This is a genomic window from Enterococcus sp. 2201sp1_2201st1_C11_2201SCRN_220225, from assembly GCF_040925905.1.
GTDB classification, from domain to species: Bacteria; Bacillota; Bacilli; order Lactobacillales; family Enterococcaceae; genus Enterococcus_C; species Enterococcus_C asini_A.
This window is the reverse complement of sequence record NZ_JBCOJC010000035.1, coordinates 1-14,878: the sequence shown is the minus strand read 5'-3', so window position 1 is coordinate 14,878 and position 14,878 is coordinate 1. Positions and strand designations below refer to the sequence as shown.

10 protein-coding genes are annotated in these 14,878 nt (G+C 43.0%); 7 read left to right on the top strand and 3 right to left on the bottom strand.

Going from position 1 to position 14,878, the window contains the following annotated elements; all coding sequences use genetic code 11:
* Window positions 1-177 precede the first annotated feature (177 nt).
* Together gltB and AB5754_RS09660 are read left to right on the top strand one after the other, a co-directional pair.
* Window positions 178-4,668 (top strand): glutamate synthase large subunit, encoded by a 4,491-nt coding sequence (gene gltB / locus AB5754_RS09665; RefSeq protein WP_368250865.1) that lies wholly within the window; start codon window positions 178-180, stop codon window positions 4,666-4,668.
* A 1-nt stretch (window position 4,669) separates the two neighbouring features.
* Window positions 4,670-6,109 carry a glutamate synthase subunit beta gene (locus tag AB5754_RS09660; protein WP_368250863.1) on the top strand — a complete coding sequence of 480 codons (1,440 nt, stop codon included), beginning with the start codon at window positions 4,670-4,672 and terminating at the stop codon, window positions 6,107-6,109.
* Between the two features lie 87 nt (window positions 6,110-6,196).
* On the opposite strand, the gene zwf is transcribed toward AB5754_RS09660, so the two are convergent.
* The 3 genes from zwf to AB5754_RS09645 form a co-directional block, all read right to left on the bottom strand.
* Window positions 6,197-7,714 (bottom strand): glucose-6-phosphate dehydrogenase, encoded by a 1,518-nt coding sequence (gene zwf / locus AB5754_RS09655; protein ID WP_368250862.1) that lies wholly within the window; start codon window positions 7,712-7,714, stop codon window positions 6,197-6,199.
* Window positions 7,707-8,375, bottom strand: a complete 669-nt coding sequence (locus tag AB5754_RS09650) for a metal-dependent transcriptional regulator (protein ID WP_368250861.1) — start codon at window positions 8,373-8,375, stop codon at window positions 7,707-7,709. Before AB5754_RS09650 ends, zwf begins: the two co-directional genes overlap by 8 nt.
* A gap of 184 nt (window positions 8,376-8,559) precedes the next feature.
* On the bottom strand, window positions 8,560-9,795 hold the full coding sequence (locus tag AB5754_RS09645; protein WP_368250860.1) for an aminopeptidase: 1,236 nt from the start codon (window positions 9,793-9,795) through the stop codon (window positions 8,560-8,562).
* 244 nt (window positions 9,796-10,039) lie between these two features.
* Between AB5754_RS09645 and AB5754_RS09640 the strand changes: the two genes are divergently transcribed.
* The 5 genes from AB5754_RS09640 to AB5754_RS09620 all read left to right on the top strand — a co-directional run.
* Window positions 10,040-10,609 (top strand): TetR/AcrR family transcriptional regulator, encoded by a 570-nt coding sequence (locus AB5754_RS09640; RefSeq protein ID WP_368250859.1) that lies wholly within the window; start codon window positions 10,040-10,042, stop codon window positions 10,607-10,609.
* 306 nt (window positions 10,610-10,915) lie between these two features.
* Complete coding sequence (gene map, locus AB5754_RS09635; protein ID WP_311833137.1) at window positions 10,916-11,680, top strand: type I methionyl aminopeptidase; 765 nt, start codon at window positions 10,916-10,918, stop codon at window positions 11,678-11,680.
* A 14-nt stretch (window positions 11,681-11,694) separates the two neighbouring features.
* Window positions 11,695-12,630: a YihY/virulence factor BrkB family protein gene (locus tag AB5754_RS09630; protein WP_368250857.1), complete on the top strand. Its 936-nt coding sequence runs from the start codon at window positions 11,695-11,697 to the stop codon at window positions 12,628-12,630.
* Between the two features lie 10 nt (window positions 12,631-12,640).
* A complete protein-coding gene (locus AB5754_RS09625; protein ID WP_368250856.1) occupies window positions 12,641-13,969 on the top strand; it encodes an MraY family glycosyltransferase in 1,329 nt (442 codons plus the stop codon).
* A 194-nt stretch (window positions 13,970-14,163) separates the two neighbouring features.
* Window positions 14,164-14,878: ABC transporter ATP-binding protein (locus tag AB5754_RS09620; RefSeq protein ID WP_368259568.1), on the top strand; the 715-nt coding region annotated here is incomplete at its 3' end.

Genomic DNA, 14,878 nt, shown 5'->3' with positions numbered 1-14,878 from the left:
GCCATGTTAGGAAATCGCTTGTTATCTTTGCATTTAAATGTAAGATAAGTTGCAAATGACGAACATTCGGCTTTGAAACTAGTCAGTCAGCACGAAAAAAGATTTACAACTTTTCCCAAACCATGTAAACTATTGAAAATTAGAATTTTCAGATTATTTTAGTGAAGAGGTGTCAGGATGAATCGAAAACCAGCAGATGACCAGTTAATGTACGATCCTGCTTTTGAAAAAGATGCCTGTGGAATGGGCTTTATCGCCCAAAAAGACGGCAAGAGCTCACATTTATTAGTACAACGTGCCCTGACCATGTTAGCCCGGATGAATCACCGAGGCGGAACCGGAGCAGAACCGGATACTGGCGATGGTGCCGGTATTTTAATGGCTTTACCAGACTCTTTCTTTCAAAAAAAAGCCCAAGAGGCCGGACTTACCCTGCCGAAAAAAGACGAATATGCGGTGGGGATGTTGTTTTTACCCAAAGAAGAAAAGAAAAAAGCGGACTTAACTAAGGCTTTAGTTCAGGATATATTTGCAGCTGGCTTTGATGTGCTTTGGACTCGGGATGTGCCTTTTAATTTTTATAACTGTGGTCCTGGAGCCCAAGCGGTGATGCCTAGCTTTTTGCAAGTTTTTATTGAAAAACCTCTGGATATAAAAGCTGGTCGTGACTTTGAAGACCACCTCTTTTCTCTGCGACGGAAACTAGAAAAAAGCTACGATGCTAATGAAGTTTCCCTTTGCAGTCTCTCATCAAAAACCATCGTCTATAAAGGCATGCTTCACGCTTATCAAGTGGCGGAGTTTTTCCCCGATTTAGTGGACCCGGCTATGAAGACAAGCATTGCCTTAACTCATTCCCGCTTTTCAACCAATACTTTTCCTAGTTGGGATCGGGCTCAACCGTTCCGCTTTTTGGCTCACAATGGAGAAATCAATACTTTACGGGGAGCCGAAAACTGGATGCACAGCCATAAAATTGAAATCTACAATGAGGACAATTCCGATTCGGCTAAATTGGAAAACTGTCTGGAGTACTTGTATCGCAATGGGCGGGATATTCCCCACGCGTTGATGATGTTAGTACCGGAAGCCTGGTCCAAACAGACCAATTTGTCGCCAGAATTGACTGCTTTTCACGAATACAATGCCAGCTTTATGACCCCTTGGGATGGACCGGCAGCTTTGTGTTTTACCGATGGGGAAATTGTGGGGGCAGCTTTAGATCGAAACGGTCTGCGGCCATCTAGGTATTCCATCACCGAAGACGGCTTTGTAATTGTGGCTTCTGAATCAGGAGTCGTGGATTTAGCGCCTAACACGGTGATTGAAAAAGGGGTTTTAGGTCCGGCCAATTTGTTCTTGGTGGACACAACTTGCGGGAAAATTTTCCGCAATGACGAATTAAAAGACAAATACGCTAAGGCGAAACCTTACGGGAAATGGTTAGCTAAAAATCGCTTAGAGTTAAGCAGTTTAACAAAACAAGCGTCAGTGAAACGGTATTTTGAAAAAGATGAACGTCAGCGATTGTGGAAGTTAAATGGCTATACCGATGAAATGATCCGCACGGTGATTGCACCTATGGCTCAAAAAGGGGAAGAACCAGTAATTTCCATGGGTTATGATGCTCCTTTGGCAGTTTTAAGTGAGCGGCCTCAGTCCTTATTTACTTATTTTAAACAGCAATTTGCCCAAGTGACCAATCCGCCAATTGATGCTATTCGTGAAGAAGTAGTGATTGGCACGGAGCTCTTTTTAGGCCGGGATGGGGATATTAAACAAGATCTAGCCGATAACTGTCGCAAGTTAAAGGTCAATAGTCCGATTTTAGCCACTGATGATTTTGAGAAATTATTAGCCCTTAATAAAGGTCTCCAAAAAACTGGTGTTCAATCAATTTTATACACTCGGGATACCGACAATCCTAATCGTCTGCAACAAGCCTTAGAAGTCCTTTTCAAAGAAGCAGAAGCTCAAGTGGATGCTGGGGTATCGATTCTCGTTTTAAGTGACCGTAATCAAAAAGAAGGCCAGCTAGCAATTCCCATTTTATTGGCAGTTTCCGGCTTGTATAACTATCTGGTGAAGCAAGGCAAAGGTTCTGCGGTCTCCTTAGTGGTGGATTCAGCGGAAGTTTGCGAAGTTCATCATTGTGCGACTTTAATAGGGTATGGCGCCAGTGCGATCCATCCTTATTTAGCGTATGCTACGCTTGGGGTTTATCAATTGGAAGACAAAGCGGAAAACTATCGCAAAGCTTGTGAAAAAGGCTTAGTCAAAGTGATGTCTCGCATGGGGATTTCCACCGTGGCGGGCTATCAAGGGGCTCAATTATTTGAAGCACTGGGGATTTCCAGTCAAGTTACAGAGCGCTACTTTACAGGCACCACATCTCGTATTGGCGGGTTAAACTTAACACAAATTGAAGCAGAACAAGAAAAACGCTATCAGGATGCTTTTGGCAGTCATGGGCAAGACTTTTTGGCTTCAGGAGGTAGTTTCCAATACAAAGCGGATGGAGAACATCATTTGTACAATCCCAAGACGATTTACAATTTCCAAAAAGCGGTACGTACAGGGGACTATGAGTTATACAAAACTTATGCTGAGGCAATCAATGAAGAGGCTTTGACCAATCCTACTACTTTACGAGCGATGTGGGAGTTTCAAGGAGGCAACGCCATTCCTTTAGCTGAAGTAGAACCGGTAACCAGTATTGTGAAACGCTTTAAAGTCGGGGCGATGTCTTATGGCTCGCTAAGTGAAGAAGCCCATAAGTGTTTAGCGGAAGCGATGAATTCCATTGGAGCGAAATCAAACTCTGGTGAAGGTGGCGAAAACCGGGATCGCTTCAATCCTACAGCTGACGGACGGAATTTTAACAGTAAAATCAAACAAGTGGCGTCTGGCCGCTTTGGGGTCAATGCAGAGTACTTAATGAGCGCCGAAGAGTTGCAAATTAAAGTCGCCCAAGGAGCGAAACCTGGTGAAGGGGGACAATTACCGGGAAATAAAGTCTTTCCTTGGGTCGCTGAAATTCGGGGTTCTACTCCTGGGGTTCGTCTGATTTCACCACCACCTCATCATGATATTTATTCTATTGAAGATTTAGCTCAGCTGATTTACGACTTAAAAGCCATCAATCCTTATGCACGGATTAACGTTAAATTGGTTTCTTCCACTGGAGTCGGGACAATCGCTACCGGGGTTGTCAAAGCGGGGGCTGACGTGGTAGTAATTGCTGGCTACGATGGCGGAACCGGGGCTTCACCACGAAATTCGGTGCGAGATGCCGGACTGCCATTGGAAATGGGCTTAGCAGAAGCCCACCAAACCTTAGCTTTAAATAAATTGCGACAACGAGTGACACTAGAAACCGATGGCAAGCTGATGAGTGGACGAGACATTGCCATTGCTACTTTGTTAGGCGCTGAAGAATACAGCTTTGCCACCTTAGCTTTAGTAGCCATTGGTTGTGTGATGATGCGGGTTTGTAGTTTAAACACTTGTCCAGTAGGGATTGCCACTCAAGATCCAAAATTGCGTCAGTTTTTTGCCGGCAAACCGGAATACGTGGTCAATATGATGTACTTTATGGCAGAAGACTTGCGAGAAATCATGGCAGAACTAGGCTTTAAAACCATTGATGAAATGGTAGGGCACACGGAAGTCTTAAAACCCCGCTTTGTGGCGAAAGGCAAGGCGAAATCTTTAGACTTTAGCAAAATGTTGGGAACCACCATTGGCATTGAGCGGAAGACTGTGGATCCCTTTTTGGAAAAACGGCAATGGCCGGAACTGGATCAATTTGCCAAAGGAGCCATTGAAAATAAACAGCCAGTGAGTGTAAGCAATGCCATTAACAACGTACAGCGTTCGGTGGGTGCCCGTATGGCAGGCTGGTTGGCAGAACGCTTCGGCAATTACAACTTGGATCCGGGGCTTTTGAACTACACTTATACAGGAATTGCCGGCCAAAGTTTTGGTGCTTTTACTGTCCAAGGCATGGAATTAAAACTGATTGGAGAAGCCAATGACTATGTAGGCAAGGGCTTAAGTGGGGGACGTTTGATTATCTTGCCTCCAGAAGATGCTGCTTATGATGTGGAAAATTCACCAATTGTAGGTAATGTGGCTTGTTTTGGTGCCAGTCGTGGAGAAGGATTTTTCCGGGGCTTAGCGGGAGAACGTTTCTGTGTCCGCAATAGTGGAGCCAAAGTAGTTGTTGAAGGCGTAGGCGACAACGGCTGTGAATATATGACCGGTGGCGTGGCGGTAATTTTAGGTAAAGTAGGCCGGAATTTTGCTGCTGGTATGAGTGGTGGTGTAGCTTATGTTTACGATCCTGAGCAGACCTTTGCTGCTAAATGCAACAGAGAAATGGTGGATTTATATGCTCTTAAAGAAACTTCAGGAGATGAAGTCTTAGAAGAGCTGTTAGCCCAACACTTACACTTTACGGACTCTATAAAAGCAAAGAAAATTTTGGACAATTGGGAAGTAGAACAACAAAACTTTGTGAAAGTTTATCCAAAAGAATACCATGCGGTTCAAGATGCCATGGTGGAATTTGGTGAAGCGGGCTTTGCTGGTTTGGAACAAGTCACCAAAGCCTTTGAAAAAGTTACCGGACAAATCCCAGTAGCCCTTGGAAAGGAGGGACGCTAAGATGGCAGATCCATTTGGCTTTTTAAAATATCCGAGAGTGGATAATCCTTATCGTCAAATCTCAGAACGGATTGGAGATTGGCAAGAACTCCAAATTCCATTAGAGGAGAAAGAGCGGCGAAAACAAGCTGCTCGCTGTATGAATTGCGGGATTCCTTTTTGTCATTCTGGGAGTTTTTACGGTAGCCAGCGCGCTGTTTCCGGCTGTCCCAACGATAACTTGATTCCTGAATGGAATGACCTCTTGTATCAAGGACAAGTTCAAGCCGCCTTTGAGCGCTTGGCCAGAACCAATCCTTTACCGGAAATGACCGGGCGAGTGTGTCCTGCTCCTTGTGAAAAAGGCTGTACCGAGTCTTTAAATGGGGATGGTGTGACGATACATGATAATGAGCGCTATATCATTGACCAAGCCTTTGAAGCCGGTTGGGTCAAAGCAGAGGGACAACCTGGTGTGGCCACTGGCTTTAAAGTCGCAATTGTCGGATCTGGTCCGGCAGGGCTTGCTGCGGCTTGGCGTTTAAATCAATTAGGCCATCACGTTACTGTATTTGAACGCAGTGATCGTTTTGGTGGTCTCTTGATGTATGGGATTCCCAATATGAAACTGGATAAAGATATCGTGCAACGACGGATTGATTTAATGGAAGAGTTAGGCATTGCCTTTGTGGCGAATACAGAGGTTGGGGTAGACATTAGTTCAGAAGAATTAAGTCAACAATTCGACCGGATTATTTTGGCTACTGGGGCGAGTGTCCCTCGAGATTTACTGGTGAAAGGGCGCCAGTTGCAAGGAATTCAATTTGCGGTGGACTACTTAACGGAAGTGACCAAAGACGTGTTAAAACACGGCAAAGATGCCACTTCTAAAAAATTAGCCGGCAAACACGTCATTGTGATTGGCGGAGGAGATACCGGTAACGACTGTGTAGGCGCGGCTATTCGCCAAGGAGCCAAAGAGGTTCGCCAGTTGGAAATCACTCCAGAATTACCAACTAAACGAACGGCATCGAACCCTTGGCCAGAATATCCTTTTGTGGATAAAGTAGGATATGGACAAGCAGAAGCCCAAGCAGTTTACGGCAGACCGGTTTCACAATACAGCACCTCTACCACTGGTTTTATTGGAGCGGAACGAGGACAGGTGATTGCCGTGGAAACGGTGAAAGTAGATGAACAGTTTCAACCGATTGCCGGTACTGAAGAAGTCTTTAAAGCAGACTTGATTTTATTGGCCATGGGCTTTACCGGAGCGGAACAAGCCTTGTTTGAAGCCTTTGATATTAAAGAAATAATGGATGATTACACCACCAATAACGAGCGAGTTTTAGTGGCAGGGGATGCCAAACGAGGACCAAGCTTAGTCATTTGGGGGATTCGAGAAGGACGTAAAGCGGCAGAAAAAGTCGATGCTTCCTTACGGTCATTGATTTATCAGTAGTTTATCTGGATAAAAAAAAGAGCAGGCTAACCGATGTTTTTCCCTCGGTGGCCTGCTCTTTTTGTGTCTTTAGTTTGTGTGTTGTGATTATAACAAGTCCCGTTCTCGGTACCATTCTTCTGGTTGCCAAATCCATTCAAAGCCATCTTTTTTTACCAGTTCAAAAGCGGCCTCAGGACCCATTGTACCGGCTTTGTAGTTAGGAAAGTCGGGTTTTTGTTCATCCCAAGTCTTGCGAATGGCATCCACAATGCGCCAAGATTGAGCGACTTCATCCCAATGGGTAAAGTTGGTAGAATCCCCGTTTAAGGCATCTAAAATCAAGCGTTCATAGGCTTCAGGACTATTTTCCACGGTTTCAGCACTGTGACGATAGTCTAATTTCACCGGCGTTGTCTTAAAGTCAGGGCCGATTTCTTTGCCATTTAAAGTCAGACTAAAGCCTTCTGTAGGTTGAATGTAGATGGTGAGCACGTTTTCTGGTAATTGCCGTTCCTCACAGTCTTTGTGCACATCGGTTTTAAAAAGATTAATGGGAACTTGCTTAAAGACGATGTTAATCCGAGTACCTTTTTCTGTTAGGCGCTTGCCGGTACGAATGTAAATCGGCACGCCAGACCAGCGGAAGTTGTCCACGGTAAAGCGTCCTGCCACAAAGGTTTCCGTGGTGGAATCAGCGGCCACGTTGGCTTCTTCGCGATAACCGAGAAATTCATTGTCTTCTAGTTTGCCCGCTGCGTATTGCCCGCGAACGAAATAGCGATTGACTTCTTCTGGCGTGTAAATGCGTACCGCGTTTAACGCTTTGATTTTTTCTGCTCGAATCTCCTCATCAGAAAAAGCAGCTGGCGGTTCCATTAACAATAAGGAAAGAATCTGTAAGATATGATTTTGAACCATATCTTTTAAAGCGCCGCTCTTGTCATAATAGCCGCCGCGGTCTTCCACGCCTAAACTTTCCGCTAAATTAATTTGCACATTGGCAATGTAGCGGTTGTTCCACATGGATTCAAAAAGATTATTGCCAAAACGGATGGCAGAAATATTTTGAATCATTTCTTTGCCTAGATAATGATCAATTCGATAGACTTCTGATTCGGTAAAAGTAGCGGTGATTTCATCATTTAACGTGGTGGCACTGGCTAAATCAGAGCCAAAAGGTTTTTCAATCACCACTCGATGGAAACCACTGGTATCGGTCATTTTTTGAGCTTTTAATTCTTTGACAATCACACCAAAGAAAGAGGGCGACATAGCCAAGTAAAAGAGGCGGTTGCCTTTTAGTTGGTATTTTTCATCTAAAGAATCGCTGAGTTTTTTTAATGTAACGTAATGCTCAGGATCTTGTACATCGTGGGCTTGGTAGTAAAAATGACTAGTGAATTTTGCCACTTCTTGACTATCAGCTTCTAAATCGCTGATGGAATCTGCGACAACGCTACGGAAATGTTCGTCACTCCATTCTCTCCGGGCGGTCCCAATAACCGCAAAATGCTCTTGCAAATCGCCTTTACGATATAAACGAAAAAGAGAAGGGTAGAGCTTGCGATAAGCTAAATCCCCGGTGGCACCAAATATAGTAAACAGCACGTTATTTTCAGCCATTGTTTTCATCTCCTTTGATTTGATCCACAAAGATGGTCATTGCGGCTTTATGACTTACAGAACAGCTTTGCTTTTGATTGGTAATGGTAATGGGTCCTTCGTAGGCACCTTTGTTTTCAATGGTGTAACAATCACCAATTTGAATGCCCAAAGATACGAGATAGTCCAATAATTCCTTTTCATCTAAAACACGAGCGATACGAATGTTGTCGCCCACTTCGTATTCCGCTAAAGTAAGGCGGTTAATTTCTTGTACTTTTTCTTGAGCGCTAGGGATTACGCCACCATGGGGACATTGTTTTGGATCGCCTAAGTAGTCGGCTAAGCTTTGGACTAATTTTTCAGAGGTGACATGTTCTAGGACTTCTGCATCATCATGGACTTCATTCCAGGTATAATTCAAGTGCTCCACTAGAAAGACTTCCCACAATCGGTGTTTTCGCAAAAGATCGCTTGCAGAAACTAAACCGGCTTCAGTGAGTTGCACCCCTTGATAAGCTGTATGGGCCACCAGACCTTCTTTAACCAGCTTGCTTAACATTTCGCTAACAGAAGCAGCTGAAACCGATAAGCCTGCTACGATTTGTTTATTGTTGATTTTTTGCTGGTCTCCCCCTAATTCTAAAATCAGTTTTAAATAATCTTCCCGATTGGGTGTCACCGACCTCATTCCTTTCCAGTGAGCCTGACAATTAAAATTAGGTGTTCCTAGTTTTGTTGTCGACACTGTCAATTTTACCAAAAAAAAGAAAGAATGGCTATTTATCATGACTGAGTAGGGGTTGCTTGCAACAAAAAATCCGCGACTAATAAAGTCCCGGATTTTTAATCATTGAGGATAATGCTTATGCCCAATCTCCGTTGCGGAAGACTGGTACCACAGTACCGTCAGCTTTAATGCCATCGATATTCATTTGATCTGAACCTACCATAAAGTCCACATGGGTGTGGCTGCGGTTTAAGCCCGCGTTGGCTAATTCTTCTTCACTCATTTCAGTGCCACCTGCTAGATTAAAGGCGTAAGCCGAACCAAAGGCTAAGTGATTTGAGGCATTTTCATCAAAGAGTGTATTGAAGAAAATAATACCCGATTGAGAAATAGGGGATGGGTCTGGCACTAAGGCAACTTCGCCTAAGTGTTTCGCTCCTTCATCCGTATCCAATAATTTGGCAAGCACGTCTTGTCCTTTCTCAGCGGAAAAGTCAACTACTTTCCCATCTTTAAAAGTGAATTTCATACCTGAGATGATATTTCCTGCATAGCTCAATGGTTTGGTGCTAGAGATCACACCATCTACTCGACGACTGTCTGGAGCAGTGAAGACTTCTTCTGTAGGCATATTGGCCATGAATTTTTCACCCCGGCTATTAAAACTGCCAGCGCCTTCCCAGAGGTGATTTTCAGGCAGGCCAATTACGATATCAGTGCCAGGGGCAGTATAGTGTAAGCTAGTGAATTGTTCTTTGTTTAATTCCGCTGCTTTTTCTGCTAGTTTGGCGTCATGGGCTTTCCAAGCCGCTACGGGATCATCACTGTAAATTCGCGTGGTTTTGAAGATTTCATCCCAAAGTTTTTCTTGCGCTGCAACAGCTTCTAATTCAGGGAAAACTTTTTGCGCCCATTCTTTTCCTGCTGCGGCAACCACTGTCCAGCTAATTTTATTGGCTTGGGTTGCTTTGCGAATATTGGCTAAAGCTTTTCCGCTGGCTTGTTGGTAGCTAGCTACGCGATCGGCATCAGTACCAGCTAAAGCGTCAGGACCAGAAGAAACCACACTAATCCGGCTCGCTCCTTTGGCAAGCCAATCATCCCCGCGATCCACGATGTATTGTGGTAAATCTGTTAAGCGATCCTCTGCGGCATACAGGAAGAACTCTTTATTAATTGCATCATCACTCCACTGCAAAATGACCTCTGCTGCGCCTAGCTCATAGGCTTTTTTAGTGATTAAGCGAGCTAGGGGTGCTTGGTCTACGGCAATAGATAAAACCACAGTATGGCTTTTCTCTACATTAACCCCAACTTCTACGATTAATTGGGCGTATTTTTCTAAGTTTTGTTCAAAAGTTGTGTTTGGCATGGTATCCCTCCGAGTTTGAATATTCTAAACATAATTATGATAACATCCTGACAATAGAGAAACAACTAGTTGGATTGGGAAAGTGATTTGTCAAAAACTACTTTTTTACGGTCTAGATAACATGAAAAAGCAAAATTAAATGACGAAAATCACAAACTGTTTTTGAGTTTGAAAAAAAAACATGGTACAATAATGATAACGAAAAAGTATGACAAGAAGTACATAAACGATAGGGAGAACGATTATGGCAAGAAAGAAGACAATAACAAGAGAGCAAATTTTGGATGCGGCTTACACCGTCGTTTCCACTGAAGGCTTTTCCCGGTTTACTGCCCGGAATATTGCTGCGAAGATGAACTGCTCCACCCAACCGATTTATTTGGAATTTCAGAACATGGAAGATTTAAAAATGGCTTTGATAAAAAAAGTTCATGACCATTTAGCAACGGATGTATTTCCCGTGGAACACACTGGAAACAAAGTGTATGACCTGGTTTTAAATTACGTGGGCTTTGCCACTAAAGAACGTCGCCTGTATCGTGCAATGTACTTGGAAGAGTACGGCGGTGGCCAAGAAATGCAGGAGTTTTCTTATAACTACTACAAAAACTTGGTAAAAGCAGAACCTCGTTTCAAAGACTTAACCGACGAACAAATTGATTCACTGCACATGGGGATTTGGATTGTAGCCACAGGGATTGCAGCCTTGATGTCTTCAGGAATTATCCAACCTACAGAAGAAGAAATCATTCGCTTGGTGGAAGAAAGCATGGAAAGCATTTTGTCCATGGAAGAACCAATTAAGCTTTCCTAAGCAAAAAGCAAACAACCGGCAGTCACCAGACTGTCGGTTTTTACTTGCGATACAAAGCTAGTTGGGTTATGAACTTATGCCCATTCGAAAAATGGGGAAATCTTGGCATCTTTTACTTGAGAGAAAGATGTTAAAATTTGACGTTCTAGCTTAGTCTTTACTAGCATAATCGAACAAGTTGTCTTTTATTTTATCCTGCTGCTTAAAAAAAACTTCTTTTCTTAAGGAGTAAAAGAGGGAGATTGGCGTAAATCTCTGGCCTATGATAGAATAAGAACGATTTTATAAGAGGAGAATGAGGTAAATATGATAACATTGAAATCACCAAGAGAAATTGAAACTATGCGGGAATCCGGCGCACTTTTAGCTGATGTACATATCCATTTACGCGATTTTATCAAACCTGGTATCACCAGTTGGGATATTGAAGTTTTTGTTCGCAACTATATTGAAAGCCACGGGGGCATTGCCGCTCAAATTGGCTTTGAAGGCTATGAATACGCAACTTGTATCAGCATAAACGATGAAATTTGTCACGGTTTTCCCCGGAAAAAAGCCTTGAAGAGTGGCGATTTAGTCAAAGTCGACATGTGTATCGATCTTCATGGGGGGATTTCTGATTCTTGTTGGGCTTATGTAGTAGGAGAAAGCACACCGGAAATTGACAATTTGATGGCAGTGACCAAAAAAGCTTTGTACTTAGGAATTGAACAAGCTCAAGTAGGCAAGCGGATTGGGGACATTGGCCATGCGATTCAAACTTATGTCGAAGGTGAAAATCTTGCGGTTGTTCGGGACTTTATCGGTCATGGAGTAGGGCCTACGATTCACGAAGAACCTGCTGTGCCTCATTATGGGGAAGCAGGCAAAGGTTTGCGCTTGAAAGAAGGAATGGTCATCACCATTGAACCCATGGTAAACACTGGGACTTGGAAGATGAAATTAGATCCTAATGGTTGGACTGCTTATACCTTAGATGGTGGTTTGAGCTGTCAGTATGAACACACGATTGCGATTACGAAAGAAGGGCCAGTTCTCTTGACTTCTCAAGGGGTAGAAGGCACGTATTAAAAAGGGGAATGTCCATGAATTGGCTGCGAAAAATTCGTCAAAATGAAGAGCTTAAAAGGCTGCTCACGATTAGCAAACAGCGCTTTTCTGACGCAGAGCTAGGCAATAGCAGTGTGGTAGTTGCTTATTATTTATTGCTCTCCTTATTTCCTTTGTTAATTGCAGTGGGCAACCTCTTACCTTTTTTTCAGATTGATCCTAATAGCATCTTGCCCTATTTAAAAAATGTCATGCCAGGAGAGATTTATACTTTTTTGGGACCAGCCATTCACAGCTTGTTGACCCAAGGTTCTGGAGGCTTATTGTCTATTTCGGCATTGGCAGCAGTTTGGTCAGCGAGTAAAAGTATCAATGCCCTACAAGGTGCTATGAACAAAGCCTATGGTGTGGATAATCGGGACAATTTTATTGTGGTACGTATTGTTTCAGTGCTGATTTTACTTTTGTTATTAGCTGGTGGCCTAAGTGCTACATTGGTCCTTGGGGTGGGCAAGGCGGTTTTAGATGCGCTACAGCCGATTTTCGGCTTTTCCGGGGATATTATCAATACGTTTCAAACCTTTAAATGGCCAGCCACAATTTTGGCTTTATTGCTGATTATGACGGTTATTTATTGGTTAGTCCCCAATGCCCGGGTGCGTTTTGTTTCGGCTTTTCCTGGCGCTGTGGTTGCCACTTTAGGCTGGTTATTATTGGGTCAGTTATTTGGCTTATACACTCGTTTTTTTGCCGCCAAAGTCAGCGGGTATCAAATTATCGGAAGTTTTATTGTCTTGATGATCTGGTTGAATTTAGCTGCTGGAATTACGTTGTTTGGTGGCATTATTAATGCGATTATTGCCACTTATCGTTCCGGGGGAAATGTGGAAAAGCGTCATGGCCCCATTACGCGAATAACGAATAAGCTGAGAACTCGGATTAAGCAAAAAGTCTCTTCAAAAAAAGACTAGAAAGTGAGACATGCTTGTGCCTTATTTTGCCTATACCTTTATTTTGCAATTTTTTATCACCTTAATTGCTGCTTTGATTTTGACACCGATTGTCAGATTCATCGCCTTTCGCATTGGGGCAGTAGACATGCCCAATGCCCGACGCATCAATAAGAAACCCATGCCTTCTGCTGGCGGTTTGGCCATTTTTTTGGCTTTTTCTCTGTCGGTTTTGTTTGGCTTTCAAGAAATTGAGCTTTTTAAAGTCACATGGCCCATTGTTCTCGGTGGCGCCATCGTCGTGATTACCGGTCTATTGGATGATATATTTGAGTTGAAGCCTTGGCAAAAACTTGTGGGAATTACATTGGCTGCTTTAGAAGCTTATTTTGTAGCGGGAATTGAGATGGATAGCATCAGTTTTCCTTTCTTTGGTTGGAAATGGGAGTTGGGCTGGCTCAGTTTACCGGTGACGATTATTTGGATTTTGGCTTTGACCAATGCGGTGAATTTGATTGATGGCTTGGACGGGTTAGCTGCCGGGGTGTCAATCATTGGTTTAATTACATTAGGGATTATTTCTTTCTTCTTTTTACTACCCAATGACAGTCTTTATACCACCATTATTATTTTCACATTGGTGGCAGCCATTGGTGGTTTTATTCCGTACAATTTCTTTCCCGCCTCGATTTATCTCGGGGATACTGGGGCATTGTTTTTAGGTTATATGATTTCCATTGTTTCGATGACGGGCTTGAAAAATGCTACTTTTATTTCGATTTTGACGCCCATGTTGATTTTAGGTGTACCCATTACGGATACAGTCTATGCGATGATTCGCCGGAAATTTAATAAGCAAAAAATTTCTTCTGCGGATAAAATGCACTTACATCATCGCTTGATTTCCATCGGCTTTACCCATCGAGGTGCGGTACTGACGATTTACGCCTTGGCCTTAGTCTTTTCTTTTATCGCCTTGTTGATGAATTACGCTAGCACCACAGCTATGATTCTTTTGATTATTGCTACCATGATTGGCTTAGAGTTATTTATTGAAGTCATCGGGCTGGTAGGAGAAAATCGGCAACCTTTGATTAAACTGTTGAAATTTATTGGCAATCGTCAATATCGTAATGAAGTATTGCATCGAGAAGAACCTCCTGAGAGCTGTGAGGAACCAGCGCAATCAGAAGAATTAGGCAATACGAAAGAATTCAAAACAGATGAATTGGTCAAACGCCTGAGAAAATTGGGCATGGTAGAACCAGATGACTCAGAGCCTAAAGCTCCGGAGTTAAAAGAACCGACAAAAGGGGAAGAAAAAACCTACGCTACCCGTTCTAAGCGTCATAAAAAATAATTAAAAGCCGATCGTCTTCTTAGTTTAGAAAAGATGATTGGCTTTTCTTTGCTTTATCTCCTTTTTACGATTGAGTTTATAAGATGGACGGAACGATTACCACTTCACAGGTTACTTGGTTTTTCAAGAATGCTCCCTTTTCTTTAAGAGAAGTGATACAATAGCAACTGATTTCCTTGTGAGGAGGTAAACTTATGTCAAACGGAGCATTGCAAATTTCTCAGCTGTGTTATCAAAATGCAACGAAGGAAATTTTAACCGATATCAACTTAACCCTAGCGCCTAATCAAATCTATAGCGTAATCGGTCCTTCCGGGGCGGGTAAGACCACGTTGATAAAAATTTTAGCTGGTTTATTAACACCTACTTCGGGACAGCTGACTTTAGGAGAAAAGAGCTATCACCCAAAGGAACATCCCATTGCTTTAGTACCTCAAGATTATGGCCTTTTGCCTTGGCAAAAAGCGTATACCGCTGTTAAAGAAGCCATGAAAATCAGCAAAGGGCACTTAGAAAAAACAGATCTAGCGGAAATTGATCAGCTTTTTTGTGATATGGATTTAGTGGCAGAAAAAAATCGTTATCCCCGCCAGCTTTCCGGTGGTCAAAAACAGCGAGTGGCCATTGCCCGGGCTTTTGCTTGTGAAAGTGAACTGCTTTTGATGGATGAACCTTTTTCAGCATTAGATGCGCTTAGTCGGGTGAAAGCACAAGAGTTGTTTATCACCAATTGGTTAAAACATCCTACCACCACGGTTTTGATTACCCATGATGTAACGGAGGCGTTGTTAATTGGCCACCAAGTAATTTTAATGGGGAAAGATCCTGGAGTAGTTAAAGAAGTGAGTTCGTCTCCTGTGCAAGACAAAAAACAGTTGGCGAAAGCTTTAGATAGCGGTCTTTTAGAAG

Excerpts from the sequence above, each read along its gene's own strand:
- AB5754_RS09640 (WP_368250859.1), top strand. The coding sequence starts at position 10,040 with ATGGCAAGAAAGAAGACAATAACAAGAGAGCAAATTTTGGATGCGGCT.
- zwf (WP_368250862.1), bottom strand. The coding sequence starts at position 7,714 with ATGGCTGAAAATAACGTGCTGTTTACTATATTTGGTGCCACCGGGGAT.
- AB5754_RS09660 (WP_368250863.1), top strand. The coding sequence starts at position 4,670 with ATGGCAGATCCATTTGGCTTTTTAAAATATCCGAGAGTGGATAATCCT.
- map (WP_311833137.1), top strand. The coding sequence starts at position 10,916 with ATGATAACATTGAAATCACCAAGAGAAATTGAAACTATGCGGGAATCC.
- AB5754_RS09630 (WP_368250857.1), top strand. The coding sequence starts at position 11,695 with ATGAATTGGCTGCGAAAAATTCGTCAAAATGAAGAGCTTAAAAGGCTG.
- gltB (WP_368250865.1), top strand. The coding sequence starts at position 178 with ATGAATCGAAAACCAGCAGATGACCAGTTAATGTACGATCCTGCTTTT.
- AB5754_RS09645 (WP_368250860.1), bottom strand. The coding sequence starts at position 9,795 with ATGCCAAACACAACTTTTGAACAAAACTTAGAAAAATACGCCCAATTA.
- AB5754_RS09625 (WP_368250856.1), top strand. The coding sequence starts at position 12,641 with ATGCTTGTGCCTTATTTTGCCTATACCTTTATTTTGCAATTTTTTATC.